Origin of the sequence: Oceanobacillus sp. MO10714A, assembly GCF_037072045.1 — a bacterium.
Taxonomy (GTDB): domain Bacteria; phylum Bacillota; class Bacilli; order Bacillales; family Amphibacillaceae; genus Oceanobacillus; species Oceanobacillus indicireducens.
Genome location: NZ_JAXHDC010000014.1, coordinates 20,222 through 44,498, shown reverse-complemented (window position 1 = coordinate 44,498; position 24,277 = coordinate 20,222). Strand labels below are relative to the sequence as shown.

Annotated in this window: 21 protein-coding genes; 15 read left to right on the top strand and 6 right to left on the bottom strand. The window is 38.7% G+C overall.

Annotated elements, in window-relative coordinates; translation table 11 throughout:
* Positions 1–101: 101 nt before the first annotated feature.
* Positions 102–962 carry a hypothetical protein gene (locus tag SPD53_RS09735; RefSeq protein WP_336252424.1) on the top strand — a complete coding sequence of 287 codons (861 nt, stop codon included), beginning with the start codon at positions 102–104 and terminating at the stop codon, positions 960–962.
* A 416-nt stretch (positions 963–1,378) separates the two neighbouring features.
* Here SPD53_RS09735 and SPD53_RS09730 read toward each other — a convergent pair whose 3' ends face one another.
* From SPD53_RS09730 to SPD53_RS09720, 3 genes are all read right to left on the bottom strand, one after another.
* Complete coding sequence (locus tag SPD53_RS09730; protein ID WP_336252423.1) at positions 1,379–2,563, bottom strand: spr1629 family repressor/antitoxin; 1,185 nt, start codon at positions 2,561–2,563, stop codon at positions 1,379–1,381.
* A 17-nt stretch (positions 2,564–2,580) separates the two neighbouring features.
* Positions 2,581–3,324: a spr1630 family ClpXP-sensitive toxin gene (locus SPD53_RS09725; protein WP_336252422.1), complete on the bottom strand. Its 744-nt coding sequence runs from the start codon at positions 3,322–3,324 to the stop codon at positions 2,581–2,583.
* Between the two features lie 493 nt (positions 3,325–3,817).
* A complete protein-coding gene (locus tag SPD53_RS09720; protein ID WP_336252421.1) occupies positions 3,818–4,399 on the bottom strand; it encodes a Uma2 family endonuclease in 582 nt (193 codons plus the stop codon).
* Positions 4,400–4,856: 457 nt separating this feature from the next.
* On the opposite strand from SPD53_RS09720, the gene SPD53_RS09715 reads away from it, so the two are divergent.
* The 4 genes from SPD53_RS09715 to SPD53_RS09700 all read left to right on the top strand — a co-directional run bounded on the left by SPD53_RS09715 (position 4,857) and on the right by SPD53_RS09700 (position 9,708).
* The gene (locus tag SPD53_RS09715) at positions 4,857–5,426 is read left to right on the top strand and encodes a Uma2 family endonuclease (RefSeq protein ID WP_336252440.1); all 570 of its coding nucleotides are present in this window, start codon (positions 4,857–4,859) and stop codon (positions 5,424–5,426) included.
* Between the two features lie 68 nt (positions 5,427–5,494).
* Complete coding sequence (locus SPD53_RS09710) at positions 5,495–6,235, top strand: RQC-minor-1 family DNA-binding protein (protein ID WP_336252420.1); 741 nt, start codon at positions 5,495–5,497, stop codon at positions 6,233–6,235.
* 58 nt (positions 6,236–6,293) lie between these two features.
* Positions 6,294–7,667, top strand: coding sequence for an SEC-C metal-binding domain-containing protein (locus SPD53_RS09705; RefSeq protein ID WP_336252419.1), 1,374 nt, complete (start codon positions 6,294–6,296; stop codon positions 7,665–7,667).
* Between the two features lie 121 nt (positions 7,668–7,788).
* Positions 7,789–9,708, top strand: coding sequence for an SEC-C metal-binding domain-containing protein (locus SPD53_RS09700; RefSeq protein WP_336252418.1), 1,920 nt, complete (start codon positions 7,789–7,791; stop codon positions 9,706–9,708).
* Positions 9,709–10,080: 372 nt separating this feature from the next.
* Here the strand turns inward: SPD53_RS09700 and SPD53_RS09695 are convergent, their stop codons facing one another.
* The 3 genes from SPD53_RS09695 to SPD53_RS09685 form a co-directional block, all read right to left on the bottom strand.
* On the bottom strand, positions 10,081–10,446 hold the full coding sequence (locus SPD53_RS09695; protein WP_336252417.1) for a riboflavin kinase: 366 nt from the start codon (positions 10,444–10,446) through the stop codon (positions 10,081–10,083).
* 440 nt (positions 10,447–10,886) lie between these two features.
* Positions 10,887–11,654: an SDR family oxidoreductase gene (locus SPD53_RS09690; protein WP_336252416.1), complete on the bottom strand. Its 768-nt coding sequence runs from the start codon at positions 11,652–11,654 to the stop codon at positions 10,887–10,889.
* A 75-nt stretch (positions 11,655–11,729) separates the two neighbouring features.
* Positions 11,730–12,494, bottom strand: a complete 765-nt coding sequence (locus SPD53_RS09685) for a DeoR/GlpR family DNA-binding transcription regulator (RefSeq protein WP_336252415.1) — start codon at positions 12,492–12,494, stop codon at positions 11,730–11,732.
* Positions 12,495–12,778: 284 nt separating this feature from the next.
* Here SPD53_RS09685 and SPD53_RS09680 point away from each other — a divergent pair, with 284 nt between their 5' ends.
* The 10 genes from SPD53_RS09680 to SPD53_RS09635 all read left to right on the top strand — a co-directional run bounded on the left by SPD53_RS09680 (position 12,779) and on the right by SPD53_RS09635 (position 23,962).
* On the top strand, positions 12,779–13,888 hold the full coding sequence (locus SPD53_RS09680) for an MDR/zinc-dependent alcohol dehydrogenase-like family protein (RefSeq protein WP_336252414.1): 1,110 nt from the start codon (positions 12,779–12,781) through the stop codon (positions 13,886–13,888).
* Between the two features lie 30 nt (positions 13,889–13,918).
* Positions 13,919–15,211, top strand: a complete 1,293-nt coding sequence (locus tag SPD53_RS09675) for an MFS transporter (protein ID WP_336252413.1) — start codon at positions 13,919–13,921, stop codon at positions 15,209–15,211.
* A 318-nt stretch (positions 15,212–15,529) separates the two neighbouring features.
* On the top strand, positions 15,530–16,534 hold the full coding sequence (locus SPD53_RS09670; RefSeq protein ID WP_336252412.1) for a dihydroxyacetone kinase subunit DhaK: 1,005 nt from the start codon (positions 15,530–15,532) through the stop codon (positions 16,532–16,534).
* An 18-nt stretch (positions 16,535–16,552) separates the two neighbouring features.
* Positions 16,553–17,209: a dihydroxyacetone kinase subunit DhaL gene (gene dhaL, locus SPD53_RS09665; RefSeq protein ID WP_336252411.1), complete on the top strand. Its 657-nt coding sequence runs from the start codon at positions 16,553–16,555 to the stop codon at positions 17,207–17,209.
* A 237-nt stretch (positions 17,210–17,446) separates the two neighbouring features.
* Positions 17,447–17,938 (top strand): ribose 5-phosphate isomerase B, encoded by a 492-nt coding sequence (rpiB, locus tag SPD53_RS09660; RefSeq protein WP_336252410.1) that lies wholly within the window; start codon positions 17,447–17,449, stop codon positions 17,936–17,938.
* Positions 17,939–17,962: 24 nt separating this feature from the next.
* Complete coding sequence (gene glpX, locus SPD53_RS09655; protein ID WP_336252409.1) at positions 17,963–18,910, top strand: class II fructose-bisphosphatase; 948 nt, start codon at positions 17,963–17,965, stop codon at positions 18,908–18,910.
* A 28-nt stretch (positions 18,911–18,938) separates the two neighbouring features.
* Positions 18,939–19,583: a fructose-6-phosphate aldolase gene (gene fsa / locus SPD53_RS09650; protein WP_336252408.1), complete on the top strand. Its 645-nt coding sequence runs from the start codon at positions 18,939–18,941 to the stop codon at positions 19,581–19,583.
* Positions 19,584–19,615: 32 nt separating this feature from the next.
* On the top strand, positions 19,616–21,628 hold the full coding sequence (tkt, locus tag SPD53_RS09645) for a transketolase (protein ID WP_336252407.1): 2,013 nt from the start codon (positions 19,616–19,618) through the stop codon (positions 21,626–21,628).
* Positions 21,629–22,143: 515 nt separating this feature from the next.
* Positions 22,144–23,166: a YecA family protein gene (locus tag SPD53_RS09640; RefSeq protein ID WP_336252406.1), complete on the top strand. Its 1,023-nt coding sequence runs from the start codon at positions 22,144–22,146 to the stop codon at positions 23,164–23,166.
* Between the two features lie 298 nt (positions 23,167–23,464).
* On the top strand, positions 23,465–23,962 hold the full coding sequence (locus SPD53_RS09635) for a Dps family protein (protein ID WP_336252405.1): 498 nt from the start codon (positions 23,465–23,467) through the stop codon (positions 23,960–23,962).
* The last annotated feature ends 315 nt before the right edge of the window (positions 23,963–24,277 follow it).

Below are 24,277 nucleotides of genomic sequence, written 5' to 3'. Positions count from 1 at the left end.
AAGTTGAGTTATAATAAAGGTGATTACAAGACTATTTTTAAATAATTAACAACGCATACAAACACAAGAAAAAACCCGCCTCTTACAGAAAGGAAATTAAAATGAAAATACAAAAAGTATATAAAAAAGGAGACAGCCAAATTAACGAGGATACTTGTGTAGTAAATGAAGCTGCACAAGTATTTGCGGCTATTGACGGGGCTACTGGTCTGTTTGGCGCACCGGGCTATCTCGCTTCTCAGACCTTACAAGAGGGTCTGTCAAAAATGACCGAAAGCAGCAGTCTCTACCAATCTATTCAACAAGCTAATGAGAGACTTGGTACCAAAATGGTTGATTATTATGAAACAAATATCGGAAAACTGGCAAGCCCTGTTATCACGGAAATACCTAAAAGTCAGCGAAGTACAGCAGGAATTGCTGCAGTAAAAATTCATCCAGAAAGAAAAAATCTTGAATATGTGCATGCTGCTGACTGTATGATGTTTCTTAGATATAAAACTGGCGAAATTCGAAGTGTGACCTACGATGGAATCCATTACTTTGATGATTTAGCCATTAAAGAGATGGTTCGCCTTCGGGAGGAAGATCCACCAATCAGCCAGCAAGAAATCCAACAATCTGTAAATGCTATTTTACTCAGTAATAAAGAAAAACTTAATACAAACGAGGGTTACGGTATCATCGACGGCAGTGAAGAAGCGCTTGAATATATTTCCTATGGCAGACTGCCGCTTCATCAAGTTACAGATCTTCTGCTTGTAAGCGACGGATTGCTTTTACCTACAGATGGAACTGAGACGGATATATGGATGGAAACTGCTAAGCTAGTTTTTGAACACGGGCTTCATTCATTGGTAGCAGCGGTTGAAAGACGAGAGGAATGGGATGCGGATTGCGAGATGTATCCGCGTTTTAAACAGAGGGATGATAAGACAGGGATTTTATTAAAGTTCGAATAGGTCATATTCAGTTGTGATTGATATGAAGGGTTGGCAGGACTTGCTTGCTAATGAAATTTTATCAATAAAAGTAAGAATAACCGCCTTTCCGAATCAATGGATAAGGCGGTTATTTCTTATGCTTAGGAGTTTGGTTAGCTAGTCCTTCAGTATTAAACACCAATTCAAGACTTTCCATTCATGATTATTTTACATTTACAACGGCGGGTATGCTAACTTTACCAAAATATAAAGCGGAGATAGAAGTCTTTACACCTTGCCCCTCGGCTTACATCTTTCTGAATTTCCTTTTTTCTCTTTAGGGGTTTTTCTAAATTCAACTTCTGTACAATCTTTTTCCTTCAATTGCGAATTATGAATAAATTAGGTTGTACACAATTGAGAATATCAAATATAGAAGAACATCTATCGGAGCCTTACAGTATTCCATTCTCCTGCACAACAAAATCATACACTTTCGGATGTTCCGCTTTTATCATATACTTTTCAAAAAACTCTTGCTCCACATCAAGCAAACTAGCTAACGACTTCAGCTCGAATTTTAAATAACCCAATACATCCTCCACCGACCGTACGTCCTTTTCAAATATAGCTTCGAACGAACTTCTGATTTTACCGGGTTTCATTATAACAATTTCATCATCAAGAGGTTCCATCAGCTTATAATTCTTCCGGTTCAATGAAGCATTAAAGTATCTGTATTGTTGATAGGTCATCTGATTAAGGGAGTAAGCGTGGTAAGCCATAGCGGCGATTGAAACTTTCCACTTTTTCTTGAGAACGCTGTAGGCATCGGGATTAGAAATTTTACTCACTGTTTTTAAATCGCTCAGGAACTCTTCTTTTGGTAAAAGAAAGTGTCTTGCAAACGTATTTGCTTCTTTTTCGATTGTGCTATATTCTTTATTGTTTAAATCAGTGATGTCCATTTTGTAATGTAAGAGCAAATGTCCTAATTCATGTGCTAAATCGAAGTTTCGTCTTACCGCAGTTTTTTTAATATTGCCAAGGATAATATAAGGAATATCGCCGCTTGACCAGGTGCTGCATGCGTCAACAGTATCCCCGAATGACTTTTCGAAAATAAAGGCTCCACTCTTTTCAATTAAAAATAGAAGATCTTCATTGTGCCGGTTGCTCAACCCTATTGAGTTCCTCGCGTATGAAGCGATATGCTCGATTATTTCATCCATTTCTAAATAACCAGCGTTTTTACTTTTGTAGTTAACGGCATAGTCTTTTATTGCCTTTATTTGATTTGGTGGAAACGTAATAATAGAAGTTAAATAATTCGTTACATAATTAAGAAATTCCAAATAAACCGTTTCCGATTTTGTTTTCTGCCTGCTATTACGTAGGCCTGAGCGATATGCGATTTGTTGTTCATTTATTTCATTAGAAAGGTTAATATTTGAATAAAAATACTTTGGCTGGACGTTGAAATATGTCCTCATTTTATTAATGACTTGTAAACTGGGGGAGATATACCCATTTTCATACTGCCAGATGGACTGTTCTGTTAGATCTAACTCTTCAGCTAGTTGTTTTCTCGATAGTCCGCGGAGTAATCGAATGTTGGTTAAGGAATCACCAACAAACATGTTGCATTCCTCCTTTATTATTCTATGTCACTAGCTTTATCTTTGTCTTCAACTACTATATCATAATCACCAATAGTTATTTGTGTATCAATTTCTTTATCATCCCTAACTCCTGCAAAATCTTCATCCGTAAATTCTATATCGATTATATCAATAAATCTCGTCAATGAATCAACTCGGTGCAATTTAAAAGTATCTGGATGGGGGAGGCATAAGGAAATATCGGAAATCATTTTTTGTTCATCAAGTGTATAGGTAACAACATAAAAACGGTCAATTTGGTCTTCTAGTTCTTCTATTTCACTTTCAATCAAGTCGGGAACAACTTGAATTTGATCATATAATCTAAACAAATCTAATTGCTCACTAACAGTCGGTTTGCTGGAAAAATTGATTTTTCCATTGAATTTTCTTGCCATTTGTTCGAGGTAGTTGTCCTCCCGATTAGTTCTTTTTTTGGTCACATTCCTTTTGATTGCAGCCCCGTTTTTAATTAAAAAGAGCACTTTATCGTTAATATTTTGAAATTGTAAATATCCCCATGAATAACCTGCTTTTGAGGGGATATAGTTGATGCCTAAGTTTTTTGTCTCCATTGCTACATAGTGGTCAATATGATTTCCTTGAACCCATGCATATGCACTGCTGATAATAAGTTCTTTTTTCTTCTGAATGTGCTCATTTAAGTAACTTTTATATCCTCCCATGATTCCCTTTACAATACTTGCACTCATTTCATCCGTAAATTTATACATATCCATCGGTTTCTCTCTCCCCCCTATATTTTAAATTCATTATAAACAAAGATGTTATTAAAGTAAAACTATAAAAGATGGGTAAAAATTAAAGTGATAGCAAATACAAAATTTACTTTTGCAAAGTTGGATGCAATGTATTACAGTGAATTGATTATTGTCATCAATAAAAATAAGTAACCGCCCTCCACAGATAAAGGATAAGGCGGTTACTTATTCGCAATTTAAAATAGGTCACTGTATATCTTACGGCATGTAGTTGCAACTGCTAGGGTGTAGACGCACCTGAGCTTTTCTTATTATATGTCTTTCTTAAGGTTAGTTTCCTTGTTTTGAAATGCCTTTCAATAAATAGTATTTTAAAATGAATGGGCATTACATTTCTGTTTTGAAAGTGGTTATACACTGATTAACGTTGCTATTTTCTTCTAATGTCGTTAGCAACTATTATTATAAAATTGTATTAGTCCCAATTGGACAAGTAACCTGATCCACCGTCCTAAACCCTTTCCTTAAAAATATTTTTCAAATCTATTTTCAACTCAGGAAAAATTCCCACTGTTATGCTCTCCCCTTGTTCATAGATCCCCGCTTGATGAAAGGATGTATCCCGCAGTTCATAAACTTCAACAAACATATTAGCCGGGTCAACAATCCAGTATTCTTTTACACCGGCCTTCTCATAACTGTTGAATTTAATCCAGCGATCAATACGGGCTGTTGATGGGGATAACACTTCAATTACAAAATCGGGAGCGCCGACAATGTTCGTATCTTTTATTTTCTTTTGATCACATATAACAAATAAATCGGGCTGCACCCAATCGAAAATATTTTCTTTTTTTGTTGTTTCGGTGGCAAATAGGCAAACGTCCATTGGTGCTGAAAAAGCAATGCATTCTTTTCCACGAAGAAACATTTTGAATTCAGCAGTCAATTCAGCAACGACATCTTGATGTTTTGGTGTAGGAGAAGGAGGGGACATATTGAGAATCTCGCCAGCAATAACTTCATAGGTTTCTTCCTTTTCTAAAACATAATCGGCGTAGGAATGTTTTTTATTATACAATGTCATATCCATTAACATCGCTCCTTAATTTTATTTGTGACGCGGTAAAATAGAAATGAAAAGTTGTCTTTGCCTATAGTTAATGGCAGTATACCTTGATTTGTAATGCCTTTCAATAAATAAAGTTATGAGGTCAGCCACCTGCGACGCTCTCCAAACGTTTATAACACTAAGAACCAAACGAAGGGAAAAAAACAGATCATACACATTCAACGGTTGTATCTTCATATATACCTCTCAAAAATCAAAAATCTCTCGCTCTCCATTATGCAATCCCACTAACACTTTCACTCAAATTTTATATACCTAATATATCCTCAACCGACCTGCGTTTATTGCAGGGGATAGGTGGAATGCATTACAATGAATACATAATTAACGATTTGCTTTTAAACCTTTATTAAAATACACACTATCTACGAGTGGCTTTTTTCCTGTCATATCTTCTAAAAGGATGTGAAAATATGCAATCGAAAAAAAAGATGAGCGGCTAACCTATGAGGATTATGCAAGCCTCGCTGATGATGGTGTGCAGTATGAATTAGCTGATGGGATACTTCAAGCGATGACGCCAGCGCCTCATCCTATTCATCAATTAGTTAGCCAAGAGTTAGCATATCAATTAAAGCAGGGCTGTAAAAATGAATATATTCTCTTCGTAGCACCAATAGATTTAATTCTCTCTAAGCATGAAGTGAGGCAGCCAGATTTATTTCTGATACACACAAGGAAATCAGAACTTGTTACCAATCGTGGAATTGAAGGGAGTCCAGACTTAGTTGTTGAGATTTTATCACCTTCATCTATGAAACGCGATAGAAAGGACAAGTTTGATACCTATGCAAAATATAACATCCCCGAATATTGGCTTATTGATCCCGTTCAAAAGTTCTTAGAGCAATATATTTTAAACGAAGCAATCTATGAATTAAATGAAGTTTACATGCATGATGAAACAATAAAATCATCTCATATCAAGTGTGCAGCATTTTCTATGGATGCTATTTTTAATGAGATTCCGGATTTTCCTAATTTGTAATTAATTTTTCTGGGGTTTCCGTGTGAGATTATAGCGATGTAACCTCAATCAAGTAAGGAGCGAAAGTCATGAATTTAACAAAAGACGAAAAGCTAGCAATATTAAGAGCGGCGGACGAACTGATCGCGACAGGTGGAAGAAATCTCCTTTCCAAAATCTTAAAGGGATCCCGTGAGAAAAAAGTGCTTGAACTAGAATTGGATAAATCACCTGTCTACGGTTATTTTCAGTCCGAAACAATTGCAGCGATAACGGAAAAAGTAGATTGGATGATTGAGCATGATTTTCTTGATATATTTTATTCAGGTAAGCTACCGATGATTGTATATACGGACCGGGGCTGGCAAATTGAAGCAAATCAGCGAGCGGATGAATTTTTACTAGAATGGGACAAGCTGATTGCAGAAGATGCACCAATACCTGATATGGAATACCTGAAAGATCGCAACCGCCATATGATTTTCTTGTTTCTTGATAAGATTAGGGAAACGGGAGACCCCAAGTATATTCCGTTTCTTGAAGCATGGGAAAAAGTAGACTATAAAAAAGTGCGTGCAAAAATACGTGATGTTATCCAATTGATTACAGAAAATGCACCAATTGATTTAGATTTGGTCGAGCAAAGGGAAGCCGAAATAGAGGAAGCTCTAGAAGGAGAAGCACCACAGGATTTCCGCTTAAAATGCTGGGATTGCGGGAATCGTTTTATATTCACGGTTGGCGAACAGAACTTTTTTAAACAAAAAGGATTGCAGCTTCCGAAGCGATGTCCAAAATGCAGAGAGCGGCGGAGATTTGGGTATTTATAAAGGAAACCTTGTAATAAATAGTGGAACGTAGCAACCATAAAATAAGGAGGAGAAATGAATGGATGATCGTGAAGTTTTTGAGGAATTTGATGAGAAAGCCTTTAGTGATGATCTGCAAAGCACGCTTGAAGCATTTTCGAGATATCTGTCTGAGGTTCAAGGTTTAAAAGCAGATATAGTTGATCAGCATATAGAAAGAATATTTTTTTATGGAGGAAGCTATGTAGAGTATATCGGTGGCACGATTCGAGAATTCGATGCCGATCACATTATTGAATTTTTGGGAGACTACTATATTCGGAAAGTGTTTGATAGCACGAAAAGTGATATTGGACCATACTTGACGACGTTTAAAAGATTCGCAAAGTTTCTATATGATAACGGGGATTTACGAGAAGAGGACCTCACTGAAATTAATATGGTCTGTAAGCAAAAGGAATACTTTCATCATCGGTTCGAGACGTATTTTTCATCAAATGATTTAGAAGCATGGTATTTTGATAATGATCTAGATCATTATCTTGAAGAAATGGAAAGAGCTTATCAACTGGAAGAGAGCGATGCGTTGGATGTTGATCCCAATTTCGTCCGCTTGTTGAATGAAAGAAACGTTAAAGCACCAATTGCAGTAAATGCTTTTACGTCATTCTTAGAAAAGATACAACAAGAGAAATACGTGAAACTCACGAGTGGGAGACAAAATATTACAAGGAAGTTTTGGCAGGAATTAGACCATGCGCTCGATTTAGGGTTATTTACAAAGCCAACATTAAACCAAGAAGATATAGGTTTATTTCACTTTTTCTATGTAGCAGGGAACCATTTAAGGCTTTATCGTATCAAAGGAAATAGGTTGCAACCAACAGAATTTCTAAATGCTTACCAAAAGTTAACGGATGAAGAGAAGTTTGTTCTATTAATGGATGTGCTCTGGAATCAGCTTTCTTGGAGAAAAGTTCAGCCGTCTAATCGAGGTGGACGGGTTGAATTAACGCAGGCAAAACGGGCGAATATAGCCGAAGTACTTTCCCAATTCCCAGTAGATAAGGAAATCAAATTGAGGGAAGACCGGCTTGGTGTTATGCTAGTTAATCAAACGTTCCAAGGTATCACCGACCATGTCTTTAAGTACATTATGCCGATAATGGAATACTTTGGATTGTTCCAGTTGAAGCTTCGGTATACCGGGGATAATGAACAATATTATATGGGGATTGATTCGATTAGAATAAATTCATTTGGGTTATTTGTATTCAATCAATTGAAGAAGATGGGAAATCAATTACCAGAACAAATTCCGACAGACCCCATGACGGAATTGTTTATGCAGATGACGGAAAGGTCAACCCCGATAATAAAGGAGAATAAAGTTGGCCGTAATGATCCGTGTCCTTGTGGAAACGGGAAAAAATATAAGCGGTGTTGTATGTAGGTAGCGAAATGATGGAAAGTAATGCTCAAAATCTATCAAGTGTGCTTCCCCTAAATCACTTGAAATCCCTGCAATTAATCTTCATAATAAAAAGAAAGACCCAAAAATGAGGTGGAGGCTAATGAAGAATATCGGAAGAAACGATCCATGTCCCTGTGGAAGCGGCAAGAAATATAAAAAATGTCATGGTGCTTCAAATGTGATCGAAATTAGTCCAGAACGGTATAATGCCGAATTGGAACGCCTTCATATAGGTTTATTAGAATTTGCTACGCACAACTATTCCTATTTTATAGAAAAAGAATTAGATGAAATACTAGAAGAGTATAAGGAACTACAAGTAGCGGATGATGAAATAGCAGAATTTTTTTCATCCATTCTTAGGGCTTGGATCATACTCCATGCACCAATACAAAATGGTAAAACGATTTTTGATTTATATTATATGGAACAAAAGTGGAAAATTAGTAATGAAAGAATAAGGAGAACTTTTGCATCTTGGTCAGGAACGGTCCCTTCGATTTATGAGGTACTCTCGAATACAGAAGACGAGATAGAAATTAAAGATCTGCGTTCCCAAGAAACGTACAAACTTATGGGAGCAGGAGATGAAGAAAGAGACTTTTTAGAGGGAAGTTATCTAATGGGCTTCTTGCTTCCTTATATCCAGTTGTATGATTTCTTTATGGCGATACCAGAGTTCACTGATACGACTCCAGAAGCTCTGGAAATGATCCAAACATGGAGTGAAGAGGAAATCATAAATAACTACCCTGATATATTAGCTGCATTCATTGAATTTGAAACAGTTACCGGTGAGTTCGAATGGGATTATCCACCCTATGAAATGGTTGCAGAGCTTTTCACAAGACATATGGAACAAAAGAAAGCACCTCAAATTGTGATTTCAACTGGGATCGTACTCTGGAAGTATTTTACAGAATTGGAACAGCCCATGTTTACAAAGATAGGATCTTATGCTGGGGCATTAGAGTATGTTATTCAGCGTGAAATTCTTGGGATTGAATTGGATAGTCAAAAGGGATTGGCGGAAGAGTACGGGATAAGTGTTACGACATTATCTAAAAATGCAATGAAATTGAAAGAGCTATTGGAAGAACAGATCGCTGAAGCAGCGGAGAACATAAAAGTGGACTTACCTCATGAGCTAGACGACCTTCTGGATCCAGAAATAATGGAGAGTTTTATGGATGAAGTTGAAAGCCTTCTAGAGGAACAAGAGTTTGAATCAGAAGAAGAAGCGGAGGCCTTTGTCGATCAGTTGCTGGAAAGTGTCGGGTTATTTGATCCTATTTTAGAGTCACCTAGAGACTTAGCTGAAGAAAAACTGGCTGAAGCAATCCAAACAAGCGGAAAGGCCCGGAAGAAACTTATTGACGAAGCGTTAGCAATTGATCCTGATTTTTCAGATGCATATTTAATGAAAGCGGAAGATACAAGCTCAACGAATGAAAAATATCAGCTTTATTCCTATGCGCTCTCCCTTGCAGAAAAAGAGTTAGATAAAGAATATTTTCATGAAGGTAAAGGACATTTCTGGGGAATTACGGAAACTCGTCCCTTTATGAGGGCAAAGGCAGGACTTGCTACGTTCCTTGATGAATACGGCGATAAGACGAAAGCTCGAGCGCATTATGAACAATTACTTGAATTAAACCCGAATGATAATCAGGGAATCAGATATTATCTGTTGCGTTTATATCTTGAATTGGGAGATTATGAATCTGCTAGCAAGCTAGTCACTGAATATAAGGATGATGCATCTATAGAATTTGCTTTCAACAATGTGTTGCTGCATTATTTCCGGGATGGAATCACAGCAAAAACAAAGAAACTATTGAAACAAGCAATGAAGCAGAACCCGTTTGTCAAATATTTTTTAACTGGTCAAACAAAGCTTCGGACGAAGAGAGACAAAGTGGCAAATATCCAAGACATGGAAGCGAATGCCTATGTTCTGGATAACATTGCCTTGTGGCAACAAGCTGGGGAGCTGATTGAAGCGATTAAAAAAATGTAGTCTACTTTGTTCAGTGGAGAAGATCATGGAACTTAGATAATCCCGCTCACGTTATTTTATACAAGCAGAATAATCATCCGACGAGGAGGATTATTCTGCTTGTTTTTTTACTGCTCTACATTCAAGGATAAAATCTGCTATAGAGGGTGGGTATCTAGTTGGTGTGAACCTCGGCTGTATGGAGTGACGACATATAACATCATACCTTAAAGCGTCGGGCAGCCAATGGGTGTTAGCTAAGTGATGTGTGAAATGTTGAGTAGCGTGCGTGTATATAGGCAAACTTAAACAAAGATACTTTCACATGTTTACCTAGAAGTAGTAAAACGGAGTAAAAGATCAAAGAGTTATAACAAGTAGTTGTAAGGCGTATTACAAACTTATAGCTGCCGGCAACGCATCGTCTCGTCGTTTTTGTTTTGTTGAAGGAATAACATAATTATTCCAAGAGATTAAGACGTTACAAGCTTGAAGTTGCTGCTCAAAATTACGAATATATACTTTCACTTTTTTATGGTTTTCCTTCGCTGGTATAGTTACAATCGAAGCAACTGCTTCATACCATTTACCAGAAATTTTTATCGAAATTGGATGGTAACCTGTTGTAGGTAATGGGATATCCGGATGGATATTTATGTCCGCAATTTGGTAATCTAAAAACTTAGAACGAATATTTTCCTGTGAAATGGTTCCTTGTGTTTGATACAGACAAGCAACTGTTGGATCAGCTTTGTTCATGTCATGACCTCCTTTTCATGTTTTTACTATTTGTGAAGTGTATCACTTAGTATTATTATATAAAAAATTGCTCGTAATTGCAAGGGCTTTCATGAGTGAGAGGATGAAGAGCAATTTGCATTTTATTATAATCCATATTTTTTAATCTCAAAAATGGTAACAAGTACTGAAACTCCAGATTATATACATTATTTTACCCTCTGCTAATCCGTTATTAACATTAACTTTTTACATCATTATTTAACAAAAAGGGAAGAAAACTACTGAATTAAGAATCGTTTCTTGGCATGGACAGTAAATTCCTAAAATACCAGCAGAAAATAGAATGTAGGAATTTAGGCCTTTGAGTATTATTGATAGTTAGTGCTGTAGAGATCTTAGGGTCAGCGTACTTGTCCCTAAAAAATGGGGTGTGAGCACTGACCCTCAAGTCTCTTTTTTTATTTGATGGTGTTTCCACCGTCAATGACTATGTTTTCGCCTGTGATTAGGTTTGTGGCATCACTTGCGAGGAATAGAGCAATTGCTGCGACTTCTTCAGGGTAGCCGAAGCGTCCGAGTGGTATTTCTTTTTTCGCTTTTTCTCCTTTTTCACCAGCCCATGCTTTTTGACCGAGTTCAGTCAAAACTACAGTAGGGGAGATTGCGTTCACATTAATTCCATATTGTGCCCATTCAAGTGCAAGCACTTTCGTCATTCCTACAATTCCCGCTTTACTTGCACCATAAGCAACATGATTATCGAGAGCAATAATTGCTGCCTGGGAAGCTAAGTTGATCATCTTCCCTCCGTTACCCTGTTCGATCATGACATTCCCGATCTTCTGACACATCTTGAATGAACCCGTTAAATTTAAATCAATCGTTTTTTGCCAATAACTATCAGAAATATTTTCTGCATCGTCTAATAGTGCAACTCCAGCACAGTTTACGAGAATATCAATTCTACCGAATACTTCTCTTACTTTCGAAACAGCCTGATCCATACTTTCATCATTCGTAATATCACATTTTACACCGATTGCATGCTCGTCGCTAATTTCCTTCGCTGCCTCCATGACGTCTTCTTTCAAGTCTAAAATAGCAACATTGGCACCTTTTTCTACATATAAGTCCGCGATGGCTTTGCCGATTCCGCTAGCTCCACCTGTTATTACTGCAACTCTATCTGTAATATTAAAGTTTTTATCAAATCCTTGAAATCCCATTCCAATCCCTCATTCCTAAATTTATTAATTCATTAAGTAAGCGATTACCAAAAGGGTGAGAAAAATGAACAACAATTACATAACTGTAATGTTATTATCTTGTAAGCTCTCCAGCATAGCCGCACTAATTTGTTCTTCCGAAATTAATACATCAATTTCATCCGTAGTAGCAAAAACCGAACTTGACGTTTTCCCTATTTTGGAGTAGTCGATAATTGCAACTACCTTTTTTGAACGCTTAACCATTTCTCTCTTTAATTCCACTTCATATAAATTGAAGTCTGTTAATCCATTCTCGACGGTATACCCACTTGCAGAAGTAAACATGATATCAATATTCACATGATCCAAGATGCTTACTCCAAGTTTTCCTTCAATGGAGGTAGAACCGTTTGTAACGACACCACCTACAAGAATAACGGTTATCGCTGGGTTATCCTTTAGTTCTAGAGCGGATTGAATTCCACTCGTTACAACAGTTAATCGCATGGAGCTTTCATTAATTTTGCGAGCTAATGCCAAAGCGGTTGAACTTGCATCGAGTAAAATACATTGTTGGTCTTCGATTAACTCAAAAGCCTTTTCAGCTATTTTCATTTTCTCTTGAATGTTTTTCTTTTCACGAACAGAGAAGCTTCGATCGTTATCAGAGCCATCATTTAAAACTGCCCCACCATGAGTTCTTTTTAGAAGGCCGCTTAATTCCATTTTGGTTAGATCTGTTCTTAATGTAGCTTCTGATACATCCAAATGTGATGCAAGCTCCTTGACGGTTACTCTCCCTTTATCCTGTAAGAGCTGCAAAATTTTATCTCTTCTTTCACTTGCAAACATTTTCATTTCTATAACATCCTTATACTTTATATTATCTCTTATGTTAGACGAAAAAGTGAAATTAATCAACGTGCAAAATCACTTTCTTTTATTGTTGAGATAGCGATTTATATGAAGTTAATGAAAATACGCGAAAATATTCAATAATAATATTGACAAAACGAAAAACAATGATAATATATAAATTGAGATGTAACCGATTCCAATTCAATCAACGAAAATTGCCTTTTAGTTTTCGGTGATTGAATCACTTTTTACAAAAATATTAATCTATTAAAGGAGAATGGAAAATGACGGATACAGTAGAGAAAAGCCAAGTAAAAAATCAAGAGATCCCTGAAATGATGAAGGCTGTCGTGGCATATGCTCCAAAAGATTATCGATATGAAGAAGTAGCAACTCCGACTTTAGAAAATGATGAAGAAATTATTATTAAGCTAGAAGCTTGTGGAATTTGTGCTGGTGATGTGAAAGCGTTTGAAGGTGCACCGAGCTTCTGGGGCGACGAAAATCAACCGGCTTATATTAAAGCGCCAATGGTTCCCGGACATGAATTTATTGGAAGAATTGTAGCGAAAGGTGATGCAGTAACTGATTTTGAAATTGGTGACCGAGTAATTTCTGAACAGATTGTTCCTTGTTGGGACTGCCGTTTCTGTAAAAGAGGAGAATATTGGATGTGCCAGAAACATGACCTTTATGGATTCCAAAACAATGTAAACGGTGGCATGGCTGAATATATGAAATTTACAAAAGAAGCGATCAACTATAAAGTTCCGGAAGATCTTCCTTTAGAAAAAGCTATTCTGATTGAGCCGTATGCATGCAGTCTTCATGCGGTACAGCGTGCACAAGTACAACTTGGCGATGTTGTTGTGTTGTCAGGTGCAGGTACACTCGGTCTAGGGATGATCGGTGCACTTAAAAAGTCAGGTCCTAGCAAACTTGTTGTACTAGATATGAAAGAAGATCGACTAGAATTAGCGAAAAAATTTGGTGCTGATGTTGTATTAAACCCAGGTGAAGTTGATGTTGTTAAAGAAATTCAAGATATGACGGAAGGGTATGGCTGTGATGTTTATATTGAAGCAACAGGGCATCCGTCTTCTGTTGAACAAGGACTTCACGCAATTAGAAAACTTGGCCGCTTTGTAGAGTTTAGTGTATTTGCGGAGCCGGTAACAGTGGACTGGAGTATTATTGGTGACCGTAAAGAACTAGACGTTTTAGGTTCGCACTTAGGCCCGTATTGCTATCCGCTTGTCATTGAAGGAATTGCAAATGGTGACTTCCCCACTGAAGGTGTAGTTACACATGAGTTGGGATTAGAAGATTTTGAAGAAGGCTTTGAACTAATGGCAAAAGGCGATAAATCATTAAAAATCATTTTAAAACCTTAAAATTCAAGGGAGAAGGGATGGCATGCAAAGATGACGGATTTAGGGCAAAAAGGAACTTTGCTTGATAGAATGGGAATGCCGGCGCACTTAGCATGGGGGTACTTTGGTGTACTTATCTTCATGATGGGAGATGGGTTAGAACTTGCTTGGCTCAGTCCGTATCTTGTAGAACAAGGGCTTACCGTTCAGCAAACGGCAACACTCACAACGGCTTATGGTGTAACGATTGCTATTGGTGCTTGGCTTTCAGGTGTACTAGTTGAAGCGATTGGACCAAGAAAAACGATGATGCTAGGGGTAGCAGCTTATATTATTGGACATGTATTGTTTGTTGGACTTGCTGTTTCTACCTTAAATTATGGATTAATGATTCCAACTTACGCGATAAGAGGATTTGGTTATCCGTTATTTGCTTATGCCTTCCTAGTCTGGATTACATACCGGACACCACCGCATCAGTTAGGACGAGCAGTTGGTTGGTTCTGGTTTGTGTTTACAGGAGGATTAAGTGTACTCGGTGCCTTCTACTCTAGCTGGTCAATTCAAACATTTGGCCATATCACTACATTATGGAGTGCGCTTATTTGGGTATTGATTGGAGCGTTCTTTGCAATAATAGTTAACCGAGATAAATTTGAAATGCCTGAGAAAGAAGAAAGAAGTGGAGCAGCATCTAAGGTTAAAGAACTGATAAACGGAATTACTATCTTAAAAAGAGAGCCAAAAGTTGCGATTGCAGGTGTGGTTCGCGTTATTAACCAATCATCACAATATGCATTTCCATTATTCTTGCCGTTATATTTAGCGGATCATGGGATCGCAACAACAGTTTGGTTAAATATTTGGGGTACGATATTTATTTCGAATATCGCATTCAACTTAATCTTTGGTTATCTAGGAGACAAGTTAGGGTGGAGAAATACAGTCACATGGTTCGGGGCAGTTGGTTGTGGAGTCTTCACACTCATGCTATTCTATACACCGCAAATTTTTGCCGGTAACGTAACACTTGTAGCAATTGTGGGAATGCTATGGGGGGCATGTATCGCTGGTTTCGTACCACTATCTGCATTAACACCATCATTAGTTGGTGACGGGGACAAAGGTGCCGCCATGTCGATTCTAAACCTTGGAGCAGGTCTATGTGTATTCGTTGGTCCTGCACTTGTAGCATTATTCTTCGACTTGGCCGGTCCTCAAGGATTAGTGTGGATCCTGGCTGGACTATACTTCATCGCAGCTGTCTTAACAAGATTCTTAAAGCTTCCAAACGAAGAAAAGAAAAAAGAAAAGGTAAAAGCAGAGGTACATTCGGCGATATAATAGAATTACCCTTATAGCTGTGGGGGGCTCTGCTAAAGTGAAACTTCATTCAGTGGGGAGGATCATTACCTTCCCACTAAATGTTAGTTGAACAGAATCAGGGATTTACGGATTGTTTATCTCCACCCTTCACATATTGGGTTTCCCTCCTGTTTAGAGGAGGGGGATTACAGACTGTTAATATTGTTGTTTAAAAAGTAAAAAATAAATGAAGATCTATTGAAGACTTGATATTTCTAGCGGAAAACGCTTCATCGTTTGATATAATGAATAGTTAGTTGATTGAGTAAATAAATAACAAGCAAGGAGTGCATTAATATGAAAAAGTTAATGAATGATTCTAGATATGTTGTTGAAGAAATGGTGGAAGGATATGTCAAAGCGCATCCCGACTTGATCAAACAGTTACCAGAAAATGATAGAGCACTAGTGACTGCGAAGGAAACACGGGAAGGGAAAGTTGGAGTTCTAATCGGCGGTGGTTCTGGACATGAGCCTGGATTCTTAGGTTATGTTGGTGAAGGAATGGCTGATGGTGTAGCGGTTGGTAACATTTTTGCATCGCCTTCTCCAGATCCAATCTTAGAAGTTACGAAAGCAATTGATAAAGGCGCTGGAGTTGTTTATCTATACGGAAACTATGCAGGTGACGTGATGAACTTCGGTATGGCTGCTGAAATGGCGGACTTAGAAGAAGACATTGAAGTTGGTATGGCTTTAGCGACAGATGACGTCGCATCAGCCCCTAAAGAAGAGAAAGAGAAACGGCGCGGAATTGCTGGTGAGTTTTTCATTTTTAAAGCGACAGGGGCAGCTGCTGACTTCGGCTATAACTTGGAAGATGTTGTCCGCGTTGCTAAAAAAGCAAACGAAAATATTCGCTCCATGGGTGTAGGTCTCACTCCTTGTTCGTTACCGCAAACTGGAGAGCCAAGCTTTGAAATTGGTGATGATGAAATGGAAATTGGATTAGGGCACCACGGAGAGCCCGGAGTAGAAAAAGGTCCACTTCAATCGGCAGACGAGGTTACTGAACGCTTAGTTAATGATATTTTAGCAGATATTGAAATTAATAGTGGTGACAAAGTTGCGGTTTTAGTAAATGGTCTTGGTTCTACATCGAGAATGGAACTATATACAATGTTTCGCAAAGTTGAACAAATGCTAAGTGGATTAGGTATTGAAATATACCGTTCTTATGTTGGAGATTACATTACATCCCTTGAAATGGGTGGAGCGTCTATTACATTAATGAAATTAGACGATGAATTGATTAAAACAATTGATCATCCAGTAAATTGCCCAATGTTTGTTCAAAAATAAGGAAAAGGAGTTTTCGAAATGCAATTAACAGCTAAAGAATTAAAAGCTTATTATAAAGAGATTGTTAGTATGATGGAGGAACAGAAAGACTACCTATGTGAACTTGACCGTAAGATCGGTGATGGAGACCATGGTGTGACAATGTCTATCGGTTGGCAAGCTGTAAATGAGAAACTTGACAATGAGCTTGTTGATGAAGAAGATTGTGCAAAAGTAAGCATTACGGTAGGAAAAACATTCTTGAGTGCTGTTGGTTCCTCTGTAGGTCCATTATATGCAACAGGATTCATGAGAGGTGCGAAAGCAGTTAAAGGAAAAACAGTCATTGAAGATAGGGACTTAGCGGAGTTCTGGATTGCTTTTGCAAGAGGTATTAAAGAGCGTGGTCAAGCGGAAGTGGGAGATAAAACAATGGTGGATACGCTTGAGCCATTTGAGAATGAACTGGAAGCAAAGTTTGCAGAATCTGGAGAATTTCTACTTGCATTTACGGACGCTGTCGCAGCTGCTAAAGCTGGTATGGAATCAACGAAAGAACTCATTTCTAAAAGAGGTCGTTCCAGCCGTCTAGGAGATCGCTCTATCGGCGTCCAAGACCCAGGCGCAACTTCTGCCTATATGATCTTAGCTACTTTTTTAAACTTTGTTCAAGCTAAAACCGAACAAGCTATTTAAGAACAAAGGCGCAAGAGTTATCACAGCATTTTTATATTATTGTTTCTTTTATTATAAAAATAAAAAAATAGAACCAGAGGTGTTATTTCTGGTTCTTTTTTATCGAAAAAACACTAAATACGAAACCAAGCGAAAGTAAATAAATGAAAATAAAAATATATAACTTGATAAACGATAAGATGTATATTAAAATGAAAGTAAGTGAAAGTAAGTGTGTGAATATGGAGGAATGTAAAAATGAAAATCGCAATCGGCAGTGACCACAACGCATTTCAATTAAAAGAAACAATTAAAGAGTTTTTAGCAAATACAGAGCACGAGGTAATCGACTTCGGCTGCTACTCCGAAGATGCAGTAGATTATCCAGACGTAGCTTTTAAAGTAGCAGAGACAATCAGTGAAGGAAAAGCGGAAAGAGGTATTTTAGTTTGTGGAACTGGTATTGGTGTATGTATTGCAGCAAATAAATATCCTGGTATCCGCGCGGGACTTGCTCATGATGTTTATTCAGCAGAAAGAGCACAATTAAGTAATAACGCACAAATTCTAACAATGGGATCACAAATTATTGGACCAGAAGTTGCAAAGAAAGTTGTTGAAGCTTACTTGAACGTAGCGTGGGCGGAAGGTTCCAAACAAAAAGTAGATAAGATTATCGAAAAAGAAGCGGAGTTCGTAGGGAAAAATTTTAAAGAAGCGGTAGCTGGAAGTAATTGTGCAGTTAACTAAACATGCGAATCGAGGAGAATAAGCATGCAATCATTATTATTGGATTTTTTAAAAGTAACTGAATCAGCTGCAATCGCCGCTTTGCCGTGGGTTGGTAGTGGAGACAAAATCGCGGCTGACGGAGCTGCAACCAATGCGATGCGGGAAACCTTGAATAAAATGAAAATGCACAGCAAGATTGTAATTGGTGAAGGTGAGATCGACGAAGCCCCGATGCTCTTTATCGGTGAAGAGCTTGGAAGAGGTGGCAGTCACGAGGTCGATATTGCAGTAGATCCGATTGAAGGAACAACACCAACTGTTAATGGACAAGGAAACGCGATTACAGTAATCGCAGCGGCTGAGAAAGGGACACTGCTCCACGCTCCTGATATGTATATGAAGAAGATGGCTGTCGGAACAAAGGCGAAAGGGCATATTAATTTAGATGCACCAATCGAAGAAAATATTAAAAATGTCGCAAAGGCGCTTGGAAAAGAAGTAACAGAGCTAAATGTTCTGATACAAGACCGGCCGAGACATGAGGAATATATTGAACGAATTCGAGAAACAGGTGCTAAAGTACGTTTGTTTCATGATGGTGACGTCATTTATGCCATTGCCACTTGCATTGAAAGTTTAGGTGTCGACATGTTCCTTGGAATTGGCGGTGCCCCTGAAGGAGTGCTGGGAGCAGTTGCCGCGCGTTGTATGGGGGGAGAGATGCAAGCAAAACTCTTACCGCACAATAAAGAAGAAATTGCTAGATGCATAGAAATGGGGATCGACAATTTCGAAAGCGTTTTAACGCTGGATGATTTAGTGCGCACAGATGATTGTCTGTTTGCAGCTACTGGAATCACCGATAATATTATCATCGACGGTATTGAAACAATCGCTGGCAACCATCACATTTCTTCTATTCTCGTAAATGGCAGAGAAAAACAAGTGAGATATGTGAAAAGTGTTTATCCAGTGAAAGCAACGGTCTAGCACAGTAAATTCTGAGGAGGTTTTTTTAATGGATTTCTATTTAGACACAGCAAATATTGAAGAGATCAAACGAATTAATCGATTGGGATTAGTGGACGGTGTTACAACAAATCCTTCCATTATTGCAAAGGAGAATAGAGATTTTAAAGAAACGATTAAAGAGATTTGTGAGCTTGTGGATGGCCCGGTTAGTGCTGAAGTAATCGGACTTACTGTGGGGGAGATGGTGGCTGAAGCGCGTGATATCGCAACATGGGCATCAAACGTCGTTGTGAAAATCCCGATGACGGAGGCTGGATTAGAAGCGGTTAATATTCTTTATAAGGAAGGTATTAAGACGAATGTTACGCTCATTTTTTCCGTATCCCAAGGACTGATGGCGGCAAAAGCGGGTGCAACGTATGTTAGTCCATTTGTCGGTAGAATTGATGATATTGGTGAAGATGGACTGGAATTGATTCAGAACCTGAAAACAACGCTTCAGAATTATCATTTCAATACGAAGATCATTACAGCAAGTATCCGGACGATTAATCACTTGGAAAAAGCAGCAATTGCTGGAGCAGATATTGCGACGATCCCCGGTTCTCTATTACCGAAATTATGGAAGCATCCATTAACGGATAACGGAATTGAGCAATTCTTAGCTGATTGGGAAAGTGTTCCAAAATAAGCACTAGCTATAATTGAAAGGGATGATGACGTATGACAACTTCAACTATTTCTGTAGAACAATTATCAATTAATACCATCCGCACACTTGCTATTGATGCCATCGAAAAGGCGAACTCTGGACACCCAGGGCTTCCAATGGGGGCGGCTCCGCTTGCCTATACGCTCTGGACAGATTTTATGACGCATAACCCAAAGCATTCAAAATGGTTTAATCGGGACCGATTTGTTCTTTCTGCAGGGCATGGGTCGATGCTTTTATATAGTTTACTGCATTTATCTGGCTATCATGTGACGATGGATGATTTGAAGAACTTCCGTCAGTGGGGTTCGAATACACCAGGTCACCCGGAGGTACGCGACACAGATGGTGTTGAAATGACGACAGGTCCACTAGGACAAGGGATCGCCTCTGCAGTAGGGATGGCGATGGCTGAAGCCCATTTAGCTGCTACGTATAATAAGGAAGATTTCCCTGTAGTTGATCACCATACATTTGCACTTGTTGGAGATGGCGATTTAATGGAAGGAATTTCACATGAAGCAGCCTCCCTTGCAGGACATCTCGGTTTAGGTAAATTAGTCGTTCTATATGACTCGAATGATATTTCTCTCGATGGGGATCTGGACAGGTCATTCTCTGAAAGTGTCGAGGGGCGGTTCCGCTCCTATGGTTGGCAAGTTCTTCGTGTGGAGGACGGTAATGATGTAGGTGAACTTCGTAAAGCATTGACAGAGGCGAAGGAAAATAAAGAGCAGCCGACATTAATTGAAGTGAAGACCGTAATCGGTTACGGTTCACCGAATAAAGGCGGTTCCTCCGATTCTCACGGTGCGCCACTTGGTAAAGAAGAAGTGAAGCTCGTAAAAGAAAATTATAACTGGGAACATGAGGAATTTTTCGTCCCAGAAGATGTGTATGAAGATTTTAACGAAAAAGTAGTCCGTAAAGGTACGCAGGCTGAGAAAGAGTGGGACGCGTTAATTGAAAAATATAAAACTGTTTATCCAGAAGAGGGCAGGCAGTTACAATTAGCAATCAATGATGAACTTCCGGTTGATTGGGATAAAAACCTGCCAACCTATGAAGTCGGCTCAACGCTTGCAACGCGTGCTTCCTCAGGAGAAGTTTTGAACGCGATTGCCCAAGCTGTTCCGAACTTTATCGGCGGTAGTGCAGACCTTGCAAGTTCGAATAAAACGATGATTGATGAAGCGGGTGACTTCACAAAAGCGAATTACGCGGGACGAAATATTTGGTTCGGTGTCCGTGAATTTGCGATGGCGGCAGCACTTAATGGAATGGCACTGCATGGCGGCTTGAAGGTATTCGGTGGAACCTTCTTTGTCTTCAGTGATTATTTACGTCCCGCTGTTCGTTTATCGTCCCTAATGAAAACACCTGTTACGTATGTTTGGACACATGATTCAATTGCTGTAGGAGAAGACGGCCCAACGCATGAGCCTGTTGAGCAGTTAGCATCATTCCGTGCAATGCCAGGCTTATCGGTGATTCGCCCGGCTGACGCGAATGAAACCCAGGCTGCTTGGCGTCTTGCTGTGGAATCAAAGGATGAGCCGACTGCACTTGTGCTTACACGTCAAAACCTTCCAACATTGGAAGGTACGAAAGAAAAAGCATATGACGGTGTAAGAATGGGGGCTTATGTTGTAAGTGAAGCGGAAAAGAAAACACCGGATGCTCTAATTCTCGCAACAGGCTCTGAAGTGCAATTAGCAGTTCAGGCGCAGGGCTCTTTGAAAGAGAAGGGGATTGATGTTAGAGTCGTCAGCATGCCGTCTTGGGACCGTTTTGAAGCTCAAGAACAGGCTTATAAAGACAGTGTGCTGCTTCCTGGTGTTAAACAGCGTCTAGCTATTGAAATGGCTTCTTCGCTTGGCTGGGACCGTTATGTAGGTGATAAGGGGGATATCCTTGCCATCGACACATTTGGTGCCTCAGGCAATGGAGAACGAATCATAGAAGCGTATGGCTTTACTGTAGAAAATGTTGTAAAACGCGTGGAAAAATTAGTAGGACAGTAAAATAAGAAATAAAAAAGATGCCTTGGACTGGGCATCTTTTTTTGTTGTGTTAAAACCAAGCAATAAAATCTTCCCGGTCAACATCTCAATTTTCTGCTTTCAGATAATATTTACCATCTGTAATCATAGCAATGGTGACCGTTAGATTCTCTTCTACTTTGTGATCTATTACAGTAACAGATTTCATACTTATCATTACCAATTCTATGCATAATTTCACAAGATAGTTGTAAATCTAGCGATCCGCTTCATAGCAAAATACACGTATATAGCCTTATCATGTATCGAGTTAAATTCAATGCCGCAATTTAAATGATTATGCCAAGTTAAACTCCCTGCCCTTTCCAATGAAAATGTGACCCTATCCTTGACACACAAGGTGTCTTGGTGTTTCCTGTTTTGAGAAAAATAATAGCTTTTTTAAACTTAATTACGAGTAACCTTGAATTATTTATAAAAATTGCCCATAATTAAGAGATAACTAAGCTTTATAGCTTTACTAGAGGTGACAATGAATGAGGAAGATTGGAAGAAACGAACCGTGTCCTTGTGGGAGCGGGAAAAAATATAAGAGATGTCACGGTGCAGCCCGTGTAATGGAGGTTGATCCTACTCGATTTAATAATCAATTAGATGAGCTTCATCGGGGACTGTATCGTTTTGCCATGCAGAACTACCGCGGGGAACTTGGGGACATGATTTCGCGACACCCGAAGTATTCACCGATTGAAGACGAAGAACGAATGAATTTATACAAGTTGGGTTTGACTGCCTGGGCAATGATTCATGAACCAATTAAGCATGATCAGACCGTTTTTGACATATATTATGAAGACCAACGGAATAAAACGAAAGACGCCAGAGTGAATCGGGCATTTACAGCTTGGCAGGATGTCACACCATCCATTTATGAAGTTGTTTCTATAACGGATGAAAAATTCCATATACGGGATATCCGTATAAATGAAGAGACGACTGTAAGAGCGTATGAAATGAGCAGAGTAGAGGAGGGGGATTTTGTAATCGGGATGCTGCTTCCGTTTGTACAGAAGCATGAATTCCTATTGGCGATGTTTGAATTGTTTGGTGCGGATGAGGAATTTATTGATAGAATAAAAGCTTTGAATGATGAGGAGTTTACGAAAGAATATCCTGCGATTTTAGCAACTGCTTTAACGATGGAAAACACACCAGCTGACCCTGCAATTGAACCGGCAACCGAAGCATCATCCGAGGAAATGCTTTGGGATAATCCATTATATGGTAAGGTTGCTGACATATTTGAAGAACATATGTTGAAAAAAGAATTTGATGAAGAACATATAGCACAGGGTCTTGAAATCTGGAAAACATTTACGGAAAAAGAAAATCCGACTTTCAGAAAACCGGAAAGTTATGCGGCTGCCCTTGACTATGTCCTCCAGCAAAGAGTACTCGGACAAGCGAACCAATCACAAAAAGAACTGGCTCAGATTTATGGTACAAGTCCTACTACCATATCCAATAATCGCAAAAAAATTATCGAAGCAATCGCGTAATCATTGTGCCTGTCATGCCTTAGATTTTGTCAAAAAAGGTATGACAGGCAGTTTTTTGATTGCATAGGTAACTATAATTATTGCTGATCCAGATGGGAATAAAAATGCGCAACTGTTCTGTGAGTGTGGTCGGGCATTAAGAAAGGGTCTTTTATTCGTCGGAAGGAAAGACGGAATTAATCGGCAGTATTAAGTGGTGAAGCGTTAGACATACTAAAAAAGTTTTAATGTCTCGAAATAGGGAACAGTATTTATAGGTCCTAATAGAGCCTGAACATTAATAAAAAGGAGAGATAGTATGGCAATTGAACATGCACATTCACACAGACATCCTGAAGAATCGGCAGCGATTACATTAAATCATCTCGTAGCAAATCTCGGAGTATTGTACGTAAAACTTCATCAATATCATTGGCATGTGAAAGGACCGCATTTCTTCACTTTGCATGCTAAATTTGAAGAACTTTACAATGATACAACAGGCTACTTTGACTCATTTGCAGAACGTTTACTGCAGCTTGGTGAAAGACCTTATTCGACACTCCAAGAGTTTAATGAGCATGCATTCATCAAGGAAGAGGTTTATCAACGGGAAATTCATGCAGATAAAATGGTGGAAGATCTCGTAAATGATTACCGTGCGATTCGTGATTATACGGTAAAAGGAATTGAACTAGCAGGAAATGAAGGAGACACGGTGACGGAAGATATGCTGATCGAATATAAGAACAATCTCGACTTCCAGCTGTGGAATTTGCAAGCTTATCTTGGTAAAGATGCAACAGAGGGTGAGTAAAACAAAACCCCCTATTTACTTGAACAAACTGGAAGTCTAATGGGCGATTAGAACCTTCTAATCGCCCGGATGAGTTCAACTCAAGCTCATTCGGTCGATTAGAGCACCTTTAATCGCCTGAATGAGTTGTAAGCTATCTCATCCGGTTGATTACCCGAACGAGTTGTTATCTATCTCATCCAGTTGATTAGAAGGCTTGTAATCGCCCGAGCGAATTTCAAATCTATCTCCTTCGAGTGATTAAAACTCTTTAATCACCCGAACGAACTCGAATCTGGTTCAAACGGCGGTAAAAAAATAAAAAAAGCAATCATT